This is a genomic window from Dyella thiooxydans (assembly GCF_001641285.1).
GTDB classification, from domain to species: Bacteria; Pseudomonadota; Gammaproteobacteria; order Xanthomonadales; family Rhodanobacteraceae; genus Dyella_A; species Dyella_A thiooxydans.
In genome coordinates this window covers 2,030,007-2,047,276 of sequence record NZ_CP014841.1, presented here as the reverse complement: position 1 = coordinate 2,047,276, position 17,270 = coordinate 2,030,007, and the positions used below count along the sequence as shown (strand labels likewise).

26 protein-coding genes are annotated in these 17,270 nt (G+C 66.1%); 24 read left to right on the top strand and 2 right to left on the bottom strand.

Going from position 1 to position 17,270, the window contains the following annotated elements; all coding sequences use genetic code 11:
- The 21 genes from rplP to ATSB10_RS09245 all read left to right on the top strand — a co-directional run bounded on the left by rplP (position 1) and on the right by ATSB10_RS09245 (position 11,773).
- Entirely contained in the window at positions 1–414 is a 414-nt protein-coding gene (rplP, locus tag ATSB10_RS09345) for a 50S ribosomal protein L16 (protein WP_017461867.1), read from the top strand.
- Complete coding sequence (gene rpmC, locus ATSB10_RS09340) at positions 414–599, top strand: 50S ribosomal protein L29 (protein ID WP_063672323.1); 186 nt, start codon at positions 414–416, stop codon at positions 597–599. Before rplP ends, rpmC begins: the two co-directional genes overlap by 1 nt.
- Positions 600–610: 11 nt before the next feature.
- Positions 611–871: a 30S ribosomal protein S17 gene (rpsQ, locus tag ATSB10_RS09335; RefSeq protein WP_063672321.1), complete on the top strand. Its 261-nt coding sequence runs from the start codon at positions 611–613 to the stop codon at positions 869–871.
- Positions 872–886: 15 nt separating this feature from the next.
- Positions 887–1,255, top strand: coding sequence for a 50S ribosomal protein L14 (rplN, locus tag ATSB10_RS09330; RefSeq protein ID WP_007513359.1), 369 nt, complete (start codon positions 887–889; stop codon positions 1,253–1,255).
- A gap of 14 nt (positions 1,256–1,269) precedes the next feature.
- On the top strand, positions 1,270–1,584 hold the full coding sequence (rplX, locus tag ATSB10_RS09325; RefSeq protein WP_063672320.1) for a 50S ribosomal protein L24: 315 nt from the start codon (positions 1,270–1,272) through the stop codon (positions 1,582–1,584).
- Between the two features lie 8 nt (positions 1,585–1,592).
- Positions 1,593–2,135 carry a 50S ribosomal protein L5 gene (gene rplE / locus ATSB10_RS09320; protein WP_205631135.1) on the top strand — a complete coding sequence of 181 codons (543 nt, stop codon included), beginning with the start codon at positions 1,593–1,595 and terminating at the stop codon, positions 2,133–2,135.
- A gap of 17 nt (positions 2,136–2,152) precedes the next feature.
- Positions 2,153–2,458, top strand: a complete 306-nt coding sequence (gene rpsN / locus ATSB10_RS09315) for a 30S ribosomal protein S14 (RefSeq protein ID WP_063672316.1) — start codon at positions 2,153–2,155, stop codon at positions 2,456–2,458.
- A 211-nt stretch (positions 2,459–2,669) separates the two neighbouring features.
- Positions 2,670–3,065 (top strand): 30S ribosomal protein S8, encoded by a 396-nt coding sequence (gene rpsH / locus ATSB10_RS09310; RefSeq protein ID WP_063672314.1) that lies wholly within the window; start codon positions 2,670–2,672, stop codon positions 3,063–3,065.
- A gap of 10 nt (positions 3,066–3,075) precedes the next feature.
- A complete protein-coding gene (gene rplF, locus ATSB10_RS09305) occupies positions 3,076–3,603 on the top strand; it encodes a 50S ribosomal protein L6 (RefSeq protein WP_017461859.1) in 528 nt (175 codons plus the stop codon).
- A gap of 60 nt (positions 3,604–3,663) precedes the next feature.
- Entirely contained in the window at positions 3,664–4,023 is a 360-nt protein-coding gene (rplR, locus tag ATSB10_RS09300) for a 50S ribosomal protein L18 (RefSeq protein WP_063672312.1), read from the top strand.
- Positions 4,024–4,130: 107 nt separating this feature from the next.
- Positions 4,131–4,640 (top strand): 30S ribosomal protein S5, encoded by a 510-nt coding sequence (gene rpsE / locus ATSB10_RS09295; RefSeq protein ID WP_017461857.1) that lies wholly within the window; start codon positions 4,131–4,133, stop codon positions 4,638–4,640.
- A complete protein-coding gene (gene rpmD / locus ATSB10_RS09290; protein WP_063672310.1) occupies positions 4,633–4,830 on the top strand; it encodes a 50S ribosomal protein L30 in 198 nt (65 codons plus the stop codon). The genes rpsE and rpmD overlap by 8 nt, the downstream gene beginning before the upstream one ends.
- The gene (rplO, locus tag ATSB10_RS09285; protein ID WP_205631134.1) at positions 4,830–5,267 is read left to right on the top strand and encodes a 50S ribosomal protein L15; all 438 of its coding nucleotides are present in this window, start codon (positions 4,830–4,832) and stop codon (positions 5,265–5,267) included. The genes rpmD and rplO overlap by 1 nt, the downstream gene beginning before the upstream one ends.
- A 4-nt stretch (positions 5,268–5,271) precedes the next feature.
- Complete coding sequence (secY, locus tag ATSB10_RS09280) at positions 5,272–6,603, top strand: preprotein translocase subunit SecY (RefSeq protein WP_017461854.1); 1,332 nt, start codon at positions 5,272–5,274, stop codon at positions 6,601–6,603.
- A 133-nt stretch (positions 6,604–6,736) separates the two neighbouring features.
- The gene (gene rpsM / locus ATSB10_RS09275) at positions 6,737–7,093 is read left to right on the top strand and encodes a 30S ribosomal protein S13 (protein WP_017461853.1); all 357 of its coding nucleotides are present in this window, start codon (positions 6,737–6,739) and stop codon (positions 7,091–7,093) included.
- A gap of 12 nt (positions 7,094–7,105) precedes the next feature.
- Positions 7,106–7,492, top strand: coding sequence for a 30S ribosomal protein S11 (rpsK, locus tag ATSB10_RS09270; protein ID WP_007513384.1), 387 nt, complete (start codon positions 7,106–7,108; stop codon positions 7,490–7,492).
- Positions 7,493–7,503: 11 nt separating this feature from the next.
- The gene (gene rpsD, locus ATSB10_RS09265; protein WP_017461852.1) at positions 7,504–8,130 is read left to right on the top strand and encodes a 30S ribosomal protein S4; all 627 of its coding nucleotides are present in this window, start codon (positions 7,504–7,506) and stop codon (positions 8,128–8,130) included.
- Positions 8,131–8,146: 16 nt separating this feature from the next.
- Positions 8,147–9,145: a DNA-directed RNA polymerase subunit alpha gene (locus ATSB10_RS09260; RefSeq protein ID WP_063672306.1), complete on the top strand. Its 999-nt coding sequence runs from the start codon at positions 8,147–8,149 to the stop codon at positions 9,143–9,145.
- A 221-nt stretch (positions 9,146–9,366) separates the two neighbouring features.
- Positions 9,367–9,750 carry a 50S ribosomal protein L17 gene (gene rplQ / locus ATSB10_RS09255; protein ID WP_017461850.1) on the top strand — a complete coding sequence of 128 codons (384 nt, stop codon included), beginning with the start codon at positions 9,367–9,369 and terminating at the stop codon, positions 9,748–9,750.
- Between the two features lie 156 nt (positions 9,751–9,906).
- On the top strand, positions 9,907–10,404 hold the full coding sequence (locus ATSB10_RS09250) for a disulfide bond formation protein B (protein ID WP_063674420.1): 498 nt from the start codon (positions 9,907–9,909) through the stop codon (positions 10,402–10,404).
- Position 10,405: 1 nt separating this feature from the next.
- Positions 10,406–11,773, top strand: coding sequence for a class II 3-deoxy-7-phosphoheptulonate synthase (locus ATSB10_RS09245; protein WP_063672304.1), 1,368 nt, complete (start codon positions 10,406–10,408; stop codon positions 11,771–11,773).
- Positions 11,774–11,781: 8 nt separating this feature from the next.
- On the opposite strand, the gene ATSB10_RS09240 is transcribed toward ATSB10_RS09245, so the two are convergent.
- The gene (locus ATSB10_RS09240; RefSeq protein WP_063672303.1) at positions 11,782–12,609 is read right to left on the bottom strand and encodes a hypothetical protein; all 828 of its coding nucleotides are present in this window, start codon (positions 12,607–12,609) and stop codon (positions 11,782–11,784) included.
- Positions 12,610–12,704: 95 nt separating this feature from the next.
- Positions 12,705–13,589 (bottom strand): subclass B3 metallo-beta-lactamase, encoded by an 885-nt coding sequence (bla, locus tag ATSB10_RS09235; protein ID WP_063672302.1) that lies wholly within the window; start codon positions 13,587–13,589, stop codon positions 12,705–12,707.
- A gap of 236 nt (positions 13,590–13,825) precedes the next feature.
- Between bla and ATSB10_RS09230 the strand changes: the two genes are divergently transcribed.
- The 3 genes from ATSB10_RS09230 (at position 13,826) to fabV (ending at position 17,230) form a co-directional block, all read left to right on the top strand.
- Positions 13,826–14,590: a cytochrome c4 gene (locus ATSB10_RS09230; protein WP_063674419.1), complete on the top strand. Its 765-nt coding sequence runs from the start codon at positions 13,826–13,828 to the stop codon at positions 14,588–14,590.
- Positions 14,587–15,882: a cytochrome c gene (locus ATSB10_RS09225; RefSeq protein WP_063672301.1), complete on the top strand. Its 1,296-nt coding sequence runs from the start codon at positions 14,587–14,589 to the stop codon at positions 15,880–15,882. Before ATSB10_RS09230 ends, ATSB10_RS09225 begins: the two co-directional genes overlap by 4 nt.
- Positions 15,883–16,024: 142 nt before the next feature.
- Positions 16,025–17,230, top strand: coding sequence for an enoyl-ACP reductase FabV (fabV, locus tag ATSB10_RS09220; RefSeq protein WP_063672300.1), 1,206 nt, complete (start codon positions 16,025–16,027; stop codon positions 17,228–17,230).
- Positions 17,231–17,270: the final 40 nt, after the last annotated feature.

Here is a 17,270-nt window from a genome sequence, read left to right as displayed (position 1 = left end):
ATGTTGCAACCCAAGCGAACCAAATTCCGCAAGCAGTTCAAGGGCCGCAATGACGGGCTGGCGCACAGCGCCAACCTGGTCAGCTTCGGCGAGTTCGGTCTGAAGGCGACCACGTTCGGTGCGCTGACCGCGCGCCAGATCGAGGCCGGTCGTCGTTGCATCACCCGTTACGTCAAGCGTGGCGGCAAGCTCTGGATCCGCGTGTTTCCGGACAAGCCGATCACCAAGAAGCCCATCGAGGTCCGCATGGGCGCGGGTAAGGGTAGCGTCGAGCTGTGGGTCGCCCCGATCCAGCCCGGCCGCATGCTTTATGAAATCGAGGGTGTGGACGAGTCCACGGCGCGCGAGGCGTTCCGCCTGGCGGCCGCCAAGCTCTCGGTGCAGACCCAGTTTGTCAGCCGGGCGGTGATGTGATGGCTATCAAAGATATCAACAACAAGTCGGTCGAAGAGCTGAACCAGCACCTGCTGGACCTTCGCAAGGAGCAGTTCAATCTGCGCATGCAGAAGGGCACCGGCCAGCTCAGCCAGCCGCACCAGCTGCGCCGCGTTCGGCGCGACATCGCCCGCACGAAGTTCGTGCTCGGCGGCAAGAAGTAAGGACGGCGGACATGAGCGAGAACCAGAAACAGGCACGCACCCTCGAGGGGCGCGTGGTTTCCAACAAGATGGACAAGACGGTCACGGTGCTGATCGAGCGTCAGGTGCAGCACGGTCTGCTCGGCAAGATCATCCGTCGTTCGACCAAGCTTCACGCGCAGGACGACCTGGGCGCGAACGAGGGTGACGTGGTGCGTATCGCCGAATGCCGCCCGCTGTCCAAGACCAAGCATCACCGCGTGGTGGAAATCCTCACGCGCGCCAACGTCTAAGAGGAGGGTGCAGACATGATCCAGATGCAAAGCACGCTCTCCGCGGCGGACAACAGCGGCGCCAAGGAACTGATGTGCATCAAGGTGCTCGGCGGCTCCAAGCGCCGCTACGCCGCGATCGGTGACGTGATCAAGGTCACCGTGAAGGATGCCATCCCCCGTGGCAAGGTGAAGAAGGGCGAGGTCTACAACGCCGTGGTGGTTCGCACTGCCAAGGGCGTGCGCCGTCCGGATGGTTCGCTGATCCGTTTCGACGGCAACGCGGCTGTCCTCCTCAACAACAAGCTCGAGCCGATCGGCACCCGTATTTTCGGGCCGGTCACCCGCGAGCTGCGCAGCGAGAAGTTCATGAAGATCGTCTCGCTCGCGCCGGAAGTGCTCTGAGCGGAGTAATAGCCATGAACCGTATCCGCAAGGGCGATCAGGTCATCGTGATCGCCGGCAAGAACAAGGGTCAGCGCGGCGATGTGCTGCGCGTCGATGGTGACCGCGTTTTCGTCACCAACGTCAACCTGGTCAAGCGCCACACCAAGGCGAATCCGCAGGCCAACCAGCCCGGCGGCATCGTCGAGCGCGAGGCCTCGATCCACATCTCCAATGTCCAGCTGTTCAACTCCGCCTCCGGCAAGGGTGAGCGCGTGGGTGCCAAGACGCTCGAGGATGGGCGCAAGGTCCGCGTGTTCCGCTCCAGCGGCGAAGTGGTGGACGCGTAAGGAACACGATCATGACGCGCCTCGAAAATTTCTATAAAGAGCAGGTAGTCGCCAAGCTCACCGAGAAGTTCGGCTACCAGAACGTGATGCAGGTTCCCCGCATCACCAAGATCACGCTGAACATGGGCGTGGGTGAAGCTGCGGGCAACAAGAAGGTGCTCGAGAACGCCGTTGCCGACATGGCCAAGATCGCAGGCCAGAAGCCGATCACGACCAAGGCGCGCGTCTCCGTCGCCTCGTTCAAGATCCGCGATGGCTGGCCGATCGGCTGCAAGGTGACCCTGCGCCGTGCCCAGATGTGGGAGTTCCTCGATCGCCTGATCAACATCTCGCTGCCCCGCGTCCGCGACTTCCGTGGCGTGTCGGGTCGCGCCTTCGACGGCCGTGGCAACTACAACTTCGGCGTGAAGGAACAGATCATCTTCCCGGAAATCGACTTCGACCAGATCGACGCGATGCGTGGCATGGATATCTCCATCACCACGACCGCCAAGACCGACGCCGAAGCCAAGGCGTTGCTGGAAGCCTTCAGCTTCCCGTTCCGCAACTGATACGCGAGAGATAAACCATGGCAAAGACCTCGATGGTCAACCGCGATCTGAAGCGGACCAAGCTCGTCCAGAAGTACGCCGCCAAGCGCGCCGAACTGAAGGCGGTCGTGCTGAGCCCCAGCGCCTCCTACGAGGAGAAGATGGAGGCCCAGAGCAAGCTGCAGAAGCTGCCCCGCGACGCCAGCCCGGTTCGCCAGCGCACCCGTTGCGCCCTGTCCGGTCGCCCGCGTGCGGTCTACAAGAAGTTCGGCCTGGGCCGCAACAAGCTGCGCGAAGCCACCATGCGCGGTGAGGTTCCGGGTCTGCGCAAGGCCAGCTGGTAATTCCCGACCGGGAAGCGGGCCGGCTCGGTCCGCTCGCCCCCGACGGCGGTATCTCCCGCCGTCCATGACGTTGGCGCTCTGATATTCGCCAAAGCTGGAAAAGGCTGCTACACTCGTCGGTCTGCGTAAAGCAGGCCGGCTTGTCGCGGCTCACAATCTAGAATTGATTTCCGGTTTTATCGGATATCGGTGCACTCTGAAGGATGTTTTCATGAGCATGACTGATCCCATCGCCGATATGTTCACGCGCGTGCGCAATGCCCAGCTGTCGGGCAAGCAGACCGTGACCATGCCGTCGTCGAAGCTGAAGGTGGCGATCGCCGACCTTCTCAAGAACGAGGGCTACATCCTCGACGCCAAGACCTCCGACGCGGAGGGCAAGCCGGTGCTCGAGATCAAGCTCAAGTATTTCGAAGGCCGTCCGGCCATCGAGGCCATCTCCCGAGTCAGCCGCTCCGGCCTCCGCGTCTATCGCGGCAAGGACGAGCTGCCGAAGGTGCTCGGCGGTCTTGGTATCTCGATCATTTCGACTTCCGCCGGTCTGCTGACCGACGCCCAGGCCCGCGCCAAGGGTCTCGGTGGCGAAGTCATCGGCCAAGTGGCTTAAGGAGTCGACGATGTCCCGTGTTGCTAAGAAGCCGATCAGCCTGCCGAAGGGTGTCGAGCTGAAGGTTGCCGAAGACGGCATCTCCGTGAAGGGCCCGAAGGGCTCCCTGTCCGTGCACGCGCTGCCGGGCGTCAACGTGTCCGTCGAGAACGGCGTGGCGACGATCGTTCTGGCCGAAGGTGCGGACGACAAGTTCGGCGGCACTGCCCGCGCGCTGCTGGCCAACATGGTCAAGGGCGTCTCCGACGGCTACGAGCGCAAGCTTGAACTGGTCGGCGTGGGTTATCGCGCGTCGATGACCGGCAAGGCGCTGAACCTGAGCCTCGGCTTTTCCCATCCGGTGGTGTTCAACGCGCCGGAAGGCGTGACCATCGAGACGCCGACGCAGACCGAGATCCTGATCAAGGGCTCGGACAAGCAGAGCGTGGGCCAGGTAGCTGCCAAGATCCGCGCCTACCGTCCGCCGGAGCCCTACAAGGGCAAGGGTGTGCGCTACGCCGGCGAGAAGATCACGCTGAAGGAAGCCAAGAAGGCCTAATCCGCCTCCCGGGGTGAACCCCCGGGGGTAGGCAAGGGTCGATCCGCTTCCTGGAGAACCATGACGATGAACAAGAACGAATCCCGTCTGCGCCGCGCCAAGTCCACCCGCGCGCACATCCGCAAGCTCGCCGTGCCGCGCCTCTCGGTGCATCGCACGGGGCAGCACCTGTACGCGCAGGTGTTCGATGCGTCCGGCACCAAGGTGGTGGCCGCGGCATCGACCGTGCAGAAGGCGGTCGCCGAGGGTCTGAAGGGCACCAAGAACCTCGAGGCGGCCGCAGCCGTCGGCAAGGCTGTCGCCGAGCGTGCGATGGCCGCGGGCATCGAGTCGGTCGCTTTCGACCGCTCGGGCTTCCGCTACCACGGTCGCATCAAGGCGCTGGCCGACGCCGCTCGCGAGGCCGGTCTGAAGTTCTGATCCACGTGGGGCGCGGCGATTGACGGCGCGTCCCAAGCTTCAACTACAACTCCAAGCGGCCAAGCCGCAAGCAAAAGTCCCGGAACTCCGGGCATACGGAAACCAACATGTCCTCTAACGATCGCGAAAATTCGGACGGCCTGCTCGAGAAGCTGATCGCCGTCAACCGCGTGGCCAAGACTGTGAAGGGTGGCCGCCAGATGAGCTTCACCGCGCTGACGGTGGTGGGTGACGGCGAGGGCCGCGTCGGCTTTGGTTATGGCAAGGCGCGTGAAGTGCCGGTCGCCATCTCCAAGGCGATGGAGCGTGCCCGTCGCCAGATGGTCAACATCGAGCTGAACAATGGCACCCTGTGGTATGCCGTCAAGGCCAACCACGGCGCCGCCCGCGTCTACATGCAGCCGGCCGCCGAGGGTACCGGCGTGATCGCTGGCGGCGCGATGCGCGCCGTACTGGAAGTGGTCGGCGTGAAGAACGTGCTGGCCAAGGCGGTCGGTTCGCGCAACCCGATCAACCTGGTGCGCGCCACCATCAAGGGCCTGCAGGCCGTGGCCTCGCCCAAGAAGATCGCCGCCAAGCGTGGCAAGACCCTGGATGAGGTGCTGGGCAATGGCTAAGAAAGAGACTGCCGAAAAGACCGTGCGCGTGCGCCTGGTCAAGGGTCTGCGCGGTGTGCAGAGCCGTCACCGTCTGAGTGTCAAGGCCTTGGGCCTGGGCAAGCTCAACGACGTTCGTGAGTTGAAGGACAGCCCGCAGGTGCGCGGCCTGATCAACACGGTCTACTACCTGGTCCGGGTCGAGGAGTAATCGTCATGCGTCTTAACGACATCAAGCCGGCCGCCGGTTCCCGCAAGACGCGCCTGCGCGTCGGTCGCGGCATCGGTTCGGGCCTCGGCAAGACCGCTGGTCGCGGTCACAAGGGTCAGCACGCCCGCGCGGGCGGCACCCACAAGTACGGCTTCGAAGGCGGCCAGATGCCGCTGCAGCGTCGCCTGCCGAAGGTCGGCTTCCGCTCGCAGAAGAAAGCCGAGAGCCAGCAGGTGTTCCTGTACCAGCTCGCCACGCTCGATGCCGAGGTGATCGACCTGGTGACGCTGCACAAGGCCGGCCTGGTCGACAGCCGCGCCAAGAAGGTCAAGGTCGTGGCCAAGGGTGAGATCGGTCGCGCCGTGAAACTCTCCGGCATCCTCGCCACGGCCGGTGCCAAGGTCGCGATCGAGGCGGCCGGCGGCAGCGTGGAGTAACCCGGTGGCTGCTGCCAAGGGCAACCAGCTCGGCTCGCTCGGCAAGTTGACCGAGCTGCGTCAGCGCATCTTCTTCGTGATCGGTGCGCTGATCGTCTTCCGCCTCGGTTCGTTCATCCCGGTTCCGGGCGTGAATCCCGAGGCGATGACCCGCCTGATCGAACAGCAGGGCGGTGGCCTCCTGAGCATGTTCAACATGTTCTCGGGTGGCTCGCTGTCCCGCATGTCGGTCTTCGCCCTGGGCGTCGTCCCCTACATCTCCGCCTCGATCGTGGTGCAGATGATGGGTTCGGTGATCCCCAGCCTGCAGAACCTCCGCAAGGAAGGCGAGGCAGGGCGGCGCAAGATGACCATGTACACCCGCTTCGGCACGGTCGGCCTTGCGGCTTTCCAGGCGTTCGGCATTGCCGTGGCGCTGCAGAAGCAGGTTGCTTCCGGCGGCGTGCCGGTGGTCTACATGCCGGGCATGGGTTTCGTGCTGTCCTCGGTGGTCGGGCTGACCGCCGGCACCATGTTCCTGATGTGGCTGGGCGAGCAGATCACCGAGCGCGGCATCGGCAACGGCATCTCGCTGCTGATCTTCGCGGGCATCGTGGCGGGCCTGCCCGGCGCGGTGGCGCACACGCTGACCATGCAGGCGAACGGCGAGCTGGGCAACGGCCTGAAGCTGATCCTGATCGTCGCCATGGTGCTGGCCGTGACCGCCTTCGTGGTGTTCATGGAGCGGGCGCAGCGGCGGATCACGGTGAACTACGCGCGGCGCTCCGGCGGCCAGCAGGCGTACATGAACCAGAGCTCGCACCTGCCGCTGAAGATCAACATGTCGGGCGTGATCCCGCCGATCTTCGCCTCGAGCCTGCTGATGTTCCCGGCCACCGCGCTGACCTGGTTCGGCACCGGTCACCAAGCCCGCTGGCTGCAGTCGCTGACCCAGGCGCTGAACCAGGGTGAGCCGCTGCACGACGTGGTGTTCGCGGTACTGGTGATCACCTTCGCGTTCTTCTACACGGCCATCGTCTTCAACTCCCAGGAGACGGCGGACAATCTCAAGCGCTCCGGCGCGCTGATCCCGGGCATCCGTCCGGGCAAGGCGACCGCCAGCTACATCGATGCGGTGATGACTCGCCTCACCGGTGTGGGCGCGCTCTACCTGGTGCTGGTCTGTCTGGTGCCCACGTTCATGCAGAAGTCGTGGAACGTGCCCTTCTACTTCGGCGGCACCTCGCTGCTGATCGTAGTGGTGGTGGTCATGGACTTCACCTCGCAGGTGCAGGCGCACCTGGTGAGCCACCAGTACGAAGGTTTGCTCAAGAAGGCCAATCTCCGGCGCAGCTAGTGGCTGCTGGGGCGTAGGAGTGGGGCCGGATAAACGGGAAAGCCGCGGCGCAGGCCGCGGGACTTTCCAGCAGGGTTGATTCAGGTTAAAATTGCGCGTTTACCGCGCACGAAAGCATCGGAGAAAGTACATCATGGCGCGCATCGCGGGTGTCAATTTGCCGGTCCAGAAGCATGTCTGGGTCGGTCTGCAGAGCATCTACGGCATCGGCCGCAGCCGGGCCAAGAAGGTCTGCGCGGACGCCGGCGTGGTTCCGACCACGCCGATCAAGTCCCTCAGTGAGGGCGAGGTGGAGAAGCTCCGCCACGAAATCGGCAAGTACGTTGTCGAAGGTGATCTGCGTCGCGAAGTTGGCATCGCCATCAAGCGTCTGATGGATCTGGGTTGCTACCGCGGTCTGCGTCACCGTCGTGGCCTGCCGGTGCGCGGCCAGCGCACGCGCACCAACGCCCGTACCCGCAAGGGTCCGCGTCGCGCCATCAAGAAGTAACGGATTCGAATCATGGCCAAGCCAGTCAAGACCAAGAAGAAGATCAAGCGCGTTGTCACGGATGCCGTGGCTCACGTGCAGGCCTCCTTCAACAACACCATCGTCACCATCACCGATCGCCAGGGCAACGCACTGTCGTGGGCGACTGCCGGCGGCGCGGGTTTCCGCGGCTCGCGCAAGTCGACTCCGTTCGCTGCCCAGGTCGCCGCCGAGAAGGCCGGCCGCGCCGCGGGCGACTACGGCGTGAAGACCGTCGAAGTGCGCATCAAGGGGCCGGGCCCGGGTCGTGAGTCGGCGGTGCGTTCGCTGAACGCCCTCGGCTACAAGGTCCTGAACATCATCGACGTCACGCCGATCCCGCACAACGGCTGCCGTCCCCCCAAGAAGCGTCGAGTCTAAGGAGCATACCCATGGCCCGTTATCGTGGAGCTACCTGCAAGCTCGCCCGTCGTGAGGGTTCCGACCTCAGCCTGAAGAGCCCGGCCCGCGCGCTGGACTCCAAGTGCAAGCTGGAGAACAAGCCCGGCCAGCATGGCGCCAACAAGCGCATGCGCATGTCCGACTATGCCGTCCAGCTGCGTGAGAAGCAGAAGGTCAAGCGCATCTACGGCGTGCTCGAGCGCCAGTTCAGCAACTACTACACCAAGGCGTCGACCCTCAAGGGCAACACCGGTGAGAACCTGCTGCGCCTGCTCGAGAGCCGCCTGGACAACGTCGTCTACCGTATGGGCTTCGCGGTCACCCGCGCCCAGGCCCGCCAGCTGGTCGCCCACAAGGCGGTGCTGGTCAACGGCAAGAAGGTCAATATCCCGTCCTACCAGGTCAAGCCGGGTGACGAAATCGCCCTGACCGAGCGCGCGCGCAACCAGCTGCGCGTTCAGGAAGCGGCGACCGTGTTCGACACCATGGATCTGCGCCCGCAGTGGGTGGAAGTGGACGCCAAGAAGTTCGCCGGCACGTTCAAGTCGGTGCCGGATCGCGGCGACCTGCCCACCGACATCAACGAAGCGCTGATCGTCGAGCTTTACTCGAAGTAATCAACCGGAGCTCTGCATGGCAGTTTCGTCAACTAGCGTGCTGCGGCCTCGTGGCCTCAGCGTCGAACAGCTCGGAGCCAACCGCGCCAAGGTGGTGGTCGAGCCGCTCGAGCGTGGCTTCGGCCACACCCTGGGCAACGCGCTGCGCCGCGTACTGCTCTCCTCGATCCCCGGCAGTGCCATCGTCGAGGTCGAGATCGATGGCGTGCTTCACGAGTACACCACCCTCGAGGGTCTGCAGGAGGACGTGATCGAAGTCCTGCTGAACCTCAAGGATGTCGCGATCCGTCAGCATTCGGGCGACGAGGTCACCCTGACCTTGTCCAAGAAGGGCAAGGGCGTGGTCACCGCCGGCGATATCACCGTGGATCACACGGTCGAGATCATCAACCCGGAGCACGTGATCTGCCACCTGACCAAGGACATCGCGCTCAGCATGCGCCTGAAGGTGCGTCGCGGCGTGGGTTACCAGCCGGCCAGTGCGCGCCAGCATCCGGACGACGAAGCGCGTCCGATCGGCCGCCTGCAGCTCGATGCGTCCTTCGCGCCGGTGCTGCGCGTGGCCTACGAGGTGGACGCCGCTCGCGTGGAGCAGCGCACCAACCTCGACAAGCTGGTGCTGGATATCGAGACCAACGGCACCATCGGTGCCGAGGATGCGGTCCGCAAGGCGGCCGAGATCCTCAACGACCAGCTGTCGGTGTTCGGTGACTTTTCGCGTCGCGAGAGCGCCACGGACACGGCCGAGAAGAGCGGTTTCGACCCGCTGCTGCTGCGTCCGATCGACGACCTGGAGCTCACCGTGCGTTCGGCGAACTGCCTGAAGGCCGAGAGCATCTACTACATCGGCGATCTGGTGCAGAAGACCGAGGTCGAGCTGCTGAAGACCCCGAACCTCGGCAAGAAGTCGCTGACCGAGATCAAGGACGTGCTGGGCAGCCGCGGTCTGGCGCTCGGCATGAAGCTCGAGAACTGGCCGCCGCCGGGCCTGTCGCACGGCATGCAGCTGGGCTGATGCAACACATGCCGCGGTCGCCTTGGCGATCGCGGCATCTTGCCGTGAGGGGGCTGCTGCGGCCTGCCTGTTTCCGGCACCTTTCGACGGTCCACTTGATCGTCCGCCGCGGGGACTTCCCGGGGCTTTCGCAGCAGTTGATCCTCAATACTCCTATAGCGGGCAACCGCGGGAAGCCGGCGACGTCCGGCCTCTCATAACAACAGACAGAGATTATCGCCATGCGCCATATGAAGAGCGGTCGCAAGCTCAACCGCACCAGCAGCCATCGCGAAGCCATGTTCCGCAACATGGCCGCGTCGCTGATCAAGCACGAGCTGATCCGTACCACCCTGCCGAAGGCGAAGGAACTTCGCCGCGTCGCCGAGCCGCTGATCACCCTCAGCAAGACCGACGGCGTCGCCAACCGCCGCCTCGCCTTCGCCCGTCTGCGCGACAAGCAGGCCGTGGGCAAGCTGTTCGTCGAGCTGGGCCCGCGTTACCGCGAGCGTCCCGGCGGCTACCTGCGCATCCTCAAGTGCGGCTTCCGTCCCGGCGACAATGCGCCGATGGCATACGTCGAACTGGTGGATCGTCCGCGCGCCGAGGCCGTCGACGCCGAGTAAGCGCTACCCGCTCGGGCGTCTGGACGTCCGTGTCAACGAAAGCCCCGACAGCTGGTCTGCCGGGGCTTTTTGTTTGTCGGTCCGGAGGCGATGGGGTGTGCTGACAGCGCACCGCGGGACGGGTTAATGTCGGCCATTCCCTGCTATCCACAAGCCATGAATCCTCTCCATTGGTCCTACCGCACCACCTTCCTCGCCGGCTTCGTTATCTGTGCGGGGCTGCTCGGTTTTGCGCTCTATGCGCAGTACGTCTGGGCGATGATTCCGTGCCCGCTGTGCATCTTCCAGCGCATCGGTTTCATGGTGATGGGCCTGTTCTTTCTGGCCGGTGCGATCCATGCGCCCAAGGGAGGTGGACGCTGGATCTACACGGCTGGCGTTCTGCTTGGCGCGGCCTGGGGCATTGCGGTGGCTGGACGCCATTTGTGGATCCAGTCGCTGCCCGCCGACGAAGTGCCCTCCTGTGGCGGTGACCTCGGTTACCTGATGAGCGCCTTTCCTTTCGCCAAGGTCCTGAAGCTCGTGTTCACCGGGTCGGGCGAGTGTGCCAAGGTCGAGCCCATCCTCGGCCTGCCGATGCCGGCCTGGACACTGTTGTGGTTCATCGCGCTGGGGATCTGGGCGGTACTGGTCACGCGGCGTCGGAGCGTCTGACATGGCGATCCAGCCTACGAGCCCATCCACCCCGGTGGACTGGTCTCCCGCTTCCTGGCAGCAGCGCGAGGCGTTGCAGCAGCCCCACTACGACGATCCGGCCGAACTGGCCGCCGCTACGGCCCAGCTGGCCTCGCTGCCACCGCTGGTGACCTCCTGGGAAGTGCTTGCGCTCAAGCAGGCGCTGGCCGAGGCCCAGGATGGCCACAGCTTCCTGCTGCAGGGCGGCGATTGCGCGGAGAGTTTCACCGACTGCACCAGCCCGATCATCTCCAACCGGCTCAAGGTGCTGCTGCAGATGAGTCTGGTGATGGTGCACGGGCTCAAGAAGCCGGTGCTTCGGGTGGGGCGATTCGCTGGACAGTACGCCAAGCCGCGCTCGGCCGACACCGAGACACGCGACGGTCTGACCCTGCCGAGTTTCCGCGGGGACGTGGTGAACGCACCGGCCTTCACGGCCGAGGCACGCCGCGCCGATCCTCAGCGCCTGATCCAGGCACACGCACATTCGGCGCTCACGATGAATTTCGTGCGGGCGCTGATCGATGGCGGTTTTGCCGACCTGCATCATCCGGAGTACTGGGACCTGGCTTGGGTCGAGCACTCGCCGCTGGCTGCCGAGTATCGCCAGATGGTCGCCTCGATCGGCGACTCGCTGCGTTTCATGGAGACGCTCGCCGGCCCGATCGCCAGCTTTTCGCGGGTCGATTTCTTCACCTCGCACGAGGCGTTGCTGCTGCACTACGAACAGGCGTTGACCCGCCAGGTGCCGCGCCACCCGGGCTGGTTCAACCTGTCCACGCATTTTCCGTGGATCGGCATGCGCACTGCGGCGCTCGACGGCGCGCACGTGGAGTATTTCCGCGGCATCCGCAATCCGATCGCGGTGAAAGTGGGGCCGTCGGTCACACCCGAGCAGCTGCTGCCGTTGATGGACGCACTCAACCCCGACGACGAACCTGGACGGCTGACGCTGGTGCATCGCATGGGCAACGCGGCGATTGCCGAGCGCCTGCCGCCGCTGCTGGACGCGGTGAAGCGCGAAGGGCGTCGTGTGCTGTGGGTGGCCGACCCGATGCATGGCAACACCGAAAGCACATCCAACGGCTACAAGACGCGTCGCTTCGACAACATCCGCGGCGAGCTCGATCAGGCTTTCGACATCCACGCCGCCGCCGGCACGCGCTTGGGTGGCGTCCATCTCGAGCTGACCGGCGAGAACGTCACCGAGTGCATGGGTGGCGCACGCGACCTGTCCGAGTCGGATCTCTCGCGGGCCTACAAGTCGACGGTCGATCCCCGGCTGAACTACGAGCAGTCGCTGGAGTTGGCGATGCTGATCGTGCGCAAATCCGTCAGTCGCGGCTGAGGCATCGGTCAGCGCAGGTAGACGGTGGGGCCGAGCACCGCGGCAAACGCCGCCATCACCACGGCGCCTGCGATGAGCAGCGCGGGGTGGCGGCCGATCGCCAGGGGGCGGGGTGGAGTCGCCGGTGTTGGGCGATAGGCCACATTGAACAGCCCCGCCGTGCCGCCGAAGGTCGACGCCACGGCGGAGATCAGCGTGATCACCAGCCCGTGCGGGTTGAACAGGCTGACCAGCAGCGCGCCCGCACCGCCTATCCAGTAGACGGTCATGGCCGTGCGCACGCGGGTGGCACGCGCTGCCGCGCCGCCGCCGAGCATCGCGTCGATGCTGCGGTTGGCGAGGCGGATGGTGCCGATGTAGGCCGCCAGGCCTACGGCGGTCAGGGCGACCCGCCACAACCACGGATGCGGCAGCGGCGCGAGTCCGCCATCGCCGACCGGACTCCAGTCGCCCAGGCCCAATATTCCGGAGAACAGCCAGTAGCCGGCAGCCACCATCGCCTTCACGGTGAAGGTGATCCAGAGCGCCAGTCGCAGCAGCGGCGTGCGGACGGTGCGCCAGGCGAGGTAGGCCAGTGCCGCCACCACGATATCGACCGTCGTGCCGGCCATGGCCACCAGGCGGCGCGCTATCGGCCCGGTGCCTGGACATTCGACGTAGTAGGCCCCCAGCTCGCTCGGACGGTGCCCGGAGGCCACGCAGGTCACGGCGTGGCCCAGCAGCTCGTGGGCCATGGTCAGCAAGGGCGAAAGCAGCAGAACCAGGCCGATCAGGGTCCAGCGATCGACATGCGGCAGCTCGGCGGGCGCTTCAGGCGATCGTTGCTTCGCACTCATCGGTGAGGTTCCGGGACAGGGCAACGCTGCCTATCGGACCACGTCGGGTAGCCGGAGCGAAGTGATCCTTGTCACCTGCAGATCCTGCATGCAGCTCAGGGAGCGGCCTCCCGCTCGACGGCGATGCGCTTGTCCATCATCTGCCCGCCCAGGCGTGCGTAGGCGCGGCAGGCGTCCGGATCACGCAGCGCATCCGCATGCCCCTGCGCGCGCGCCGTCATGCGTTGCCAGAAGCGGCTGGCTTCCGGATGTGGGGTCATCAGGATGTCACAAGGCAGGGTGGACAACGCGGCGATGCCGCGACGGAAGGATGTCAGACGCTCCGGATGGTCCGGAGCGGAGAAGCGGTAGCTGCCGGCCGCCATGGGCGTGAGGCTGTCGGCATACACCATGTGCAGGCAGCGGCCGCGCTCGCAGGAGGTCCAGCTCCAGGTGGTGCTTCCGGGGGTGTGTCCCGGCGTCGGGTGGGCGCGGATCGCCAGTGGCCCGACATGTACCGTGGCCTCGTCCCCGATCACCTGCACGTGCCTGATGGGCGGAAACAGCGGCGCGTCGCCGTACTGTGGGTCTTCCGGGTCCTTGCCGCCCTCACGCAGCGCCCGAGCCTGGGCGGCGCGGGCCCGGACCGTGGCCCCGCTGTCCCGGGCGATCGCTGCCACGGCGCCGGCGTGGTCCCCGTGCGCATGCGAGTCGAGGATCACCCGGACGTCGTGCAGGCGGAAGCCGAGCGATCGGATGTTTGCTTCGACCATCGCCGCACTTTCGGGCAGCGTGCCGTCGATCAGCACGTGGCCCCGTGGCGAGGTCACCAGGATCGCGCTGAGTCCGCGGCTGCCGACGTACCAGGTGTTGCCGTAGATGCGCTGCGGCACCTGTGGCTGGCGCCAGGTGGGGTGGGGATCCGGCGCTGCCGGAGTGGCGGGCAGCGGAAGGGCGATCGCGATGGCCGCCGCGAGGGCGCCGGGGAAGGGGATGCGCATGAGGTCTCACGGAGCGGTCGAAGGCAGGCCAGCGTGGAGTCTGGCGCCACGCGCAGTCGGCCGGTTCCCGGGCGTGGCGCTGGCGCCTTCGGCGCTTCCGCGGGCAGTTCGAACCGGGGGGCTTCCGGGATCGCGCAGGCCGGAGCGGCGTGGGGCTTGCGGCAGGTTGTCGCGGCGTCCGGGCGACGACCTTAGCGTTTGGCGGCTTCACCATGCCGGGCGCCTATACTTCGTGGATGACCCGATGCTTCCGTATCCCGCTCCGCGGCGTCCTTCTGCTGGCAGCCCTGCTGCTGCCGGCCGTACACGCCGCCGATAACCCGCCGACGCATACCGTGCCGGATACCCTGGCCCAGCGCATCGCCTCGTGCACGGCGTGTCATGGCGAACACGGCGAGGGTTCGCCGGGCACCGGTTTCTTCCCGCGTCTGGCGGGCAAGCCGGCGGAGTACCTGGCGCGCCAGCTGCGCTATTTCCAGCTCGGCCTGCGCAGGTACGGCCCGATGGAATACACCGTGCGCCCGCTCACCGACACCTACATGCACGAGATCGCCAGCTACTTCGCCCAGCAGGAAGTGCCGTACTCGCCGTCACCCACGCCGAGGGTGTCCGCCGCGCAGCTGGCACGCGGACAGGCGCTGACCGAGCATGGCGACCCCGGGCGCAAGATCCCGCCGTGCCAGGCTTGCCACGGCAGCCAGCTGACCGGCGTGCAGCCGTCCACGCCCGGCCTGGTGGGTCTTCCCTACGACTACGTGAGTTCGCAGCTCGGCTCCTGGCGCACCGGCACCCGCGCCGCTGCCGCACCGGACTGCATGTCGACCATCGCCAACCGGCTTACTCCGGCGGACATCACCGCGGTGTCTGCTTTCCTGGCCACAAGGCAGCTGCCGGCGGACATGCATGCGCAGCCGCCCGGTTCGGTGACGCCACCACTGCAGTGCGGCGTGCTGGGCAATGCCCCGCCGGCGGAGGCGCCGGTCAAGGGAGACGGCGCATGAAGTGGCTGCTGCGCGGTTTCCTGATTGTCCTCTTGCTGATGGTGGGCGGCGTCGCCTGGTGGCTGTTCGGGCCGCACCCCGACGATGTCGCCACGCGCGAGGCAGGTCGCCTTGCCGCCAGCGAAAACCTGGCCGACCCGGCGCTGATCGAACGCGGTCGCTACCTCGCCACGGTCGGCGATTGCGCGGCCTGCCACACCGCGCGCGATGGCGTCCCGTTCGCCGGCGGCCACGAAGTGCCGACCCCATTCGGCAATATCCCGGCGCCGAACATCACCCCGGATGACGAGACCGGATTGGGCCGGTGGACGTTTGCCGATTTCTGGCGTGCCCTGCACGAGGGCAAGGGCCGCCACGGCGAGTTCCTCTATCCGGCGTTCTCCTACACCTCGTACACCAAGGTCACTCGCGATGATGCGCTGGCGATCTTCGCCTACCTGAAATCGCTGGCGGCGGTGCATCGCCCGGCCGCAACACCGGAGCTGAAATTTCCCTACAGCGTGCGCCAGGGACTGGCTGCCTGGCGCGCGATGTATTTCCAGCCCGGTGTGTACCAGCCCGATCCGGCCCGGTCGGCCGAATGGAATCGAGGCGCTTATCTGGTGCAGGGCCTGGGTCACTGCAACGAGTGTCACGCCCGGCGCGACGCGCTGGGCGGCATCCCGGCGCAGCCGCCGTTGTCCGGCGGCGAGATTCCCGCACAGGACTGGTATGCGCCCGACCTCGGCACGCAGGCCCACGGCGGGCTGGAGGGCTGGAGCGGGCAGGACATCGTGCAGTTGCTCAAGACGGGGCAGTCGGCGAAAGGCAGCGCGTTCGGCCCGATGGCCGAGGTGGTCGCGCGCAGCACCCAGCACATGACCGACGCCGATCTCGCAGCGATCGCCAGCTATCTCGAGTCGCTGCCGCCACGGTCGCAGCCGCGGGTCGTCGAACCGGCGATCGACGCAACGGCGATGCGGCACAGGGGCGGGGAAATCTATGGCCAGCGTTGTGCCGCCTGCCACGGCAAGGACGGCAATGGCGTGGCCGGGGTCTACCCGCCGCTCAACGGCAACTCCTCGGTCGACGAACCGACCGGCATCAACGCGATCCGCGTGGTGCTGCTCGGCGGCTTTCCTCCGGTGACCGCGGGCAACCCGCGGCCGTACTCGATGCCGCCGTTCGCGCAGTCGCTGAGCGACGCGGACGTGGCGGCGGTGGTCAGCTACATCCGCCACGCCTGGAGCAACCGCGCTTCGCCGGTGCTCGAGCGTGACGTGGGCAAGTATCGCCAGACGCCGATGGACTGAGTCCATCGATGCGCACCGCATCGCGCGAACGGCCCGCTTCGTAGGGCCGTTCGCATGCCGGGCTCCGGCAACCCTACGGCGGCGCATGGCTGGCGCTCGCAGGTAAGATGCGCCTTTGCCTCACGACAGTCGAAGCGAACGCATGATCATCAATCCGAAAGTCCGCGGTTTCATCTGTATCACGGCGCACCCGGTGGGCTGCGCGAACAACGTGCGCGAGCAGATCGACATCACCAGGGCCAGCGGCCAGAGCGGGCAGGGCCCGAAGCGCGTGCTGGTCATCGGCGCCTCCACCGGCTACGGCCTGGCTTCGCGCATCACCGCCGCGTTCGGCTACGGTGCGGCGACGCTCGGCGTGTTCTTCGAGAAGCCCTCGAGCGAGACCAAGACCGGCACCGCCGGCTGGTACAACTCCGCCGCGTTCGACCAGGCAGCCAAGGCCGCCGGCCTGTACAGCAAGTCGATCAACGGCGATGCGTTCTCAAACGAGACCCGTGAGCGCGCGATCGAGCTGATCAAGGCGGAGATGGGCGGCCCGATCGACCTGGTGGTCTATTCGCTGGCCTCGCCGGTGCGCAAGCTGCCGGACACCGGTGAAGTGAAGCGTTCGGCGCTCAAGACCATCGGCGAGCCCTTCAGCGCCACCTCGGTCGACACCAACCGCGACACCGTGATCACCGCTACCGTCGAGCCGGCCACCGAGCAGGAGATCGCCGACACCGTCGCCGTGATGGGCGGCGAGGACTGGGCGCTGTGGATCGAGGCGCTGAACCAGGCCGGCGTGCTGGCGAAGGACGCCACCACCATCGCCTACAGCTACGTCGGCACCTCGATCACCTGGCCGATCTACTGGCACGGCACCCTGGGCCGCGCCAAGCAGCACCTGGACAACACCGCCAACGCGATGCGAGAGCGCTACGCGGCGAATGGCCTGAAGGCCTATGTGGGCGTGATGAAGTCGGTGGTGACCCAGGCCAGCGCGGCGATCCCGGTGATCCCGCTGTACGTGTCGATGGTCTTCAAGATCATGAAGGCCAAGGGCATCCACGAGGGCACCATCGAGCAGGCCAACCGTCTGTTCCGCGACTTTCTCTATCGCGCCGATGGCAGCGCGCCGCCGGTGGACGAGGAGCATCGCCTGCGCCTGGACGACTGGGAGCTGCGCGAGGACGTGCAGTCCGAGTGCAAGGCGCTGTGGCCGACGGTGACCACCGAGAACCTCAGCCAGGTGACCGACTACGCCGGCTACCGCCACGACTTCCTCAAGCTGTTCGGCTTCGACCGCAGTGACGTGGACTACACGCTGGACGTGCCCGCGGACGTGCGCTTTGACTGCGTGGAGATGTAACCCGCCCTCTCCAAGCTGCATGACGCACGGGCGCCCCTGG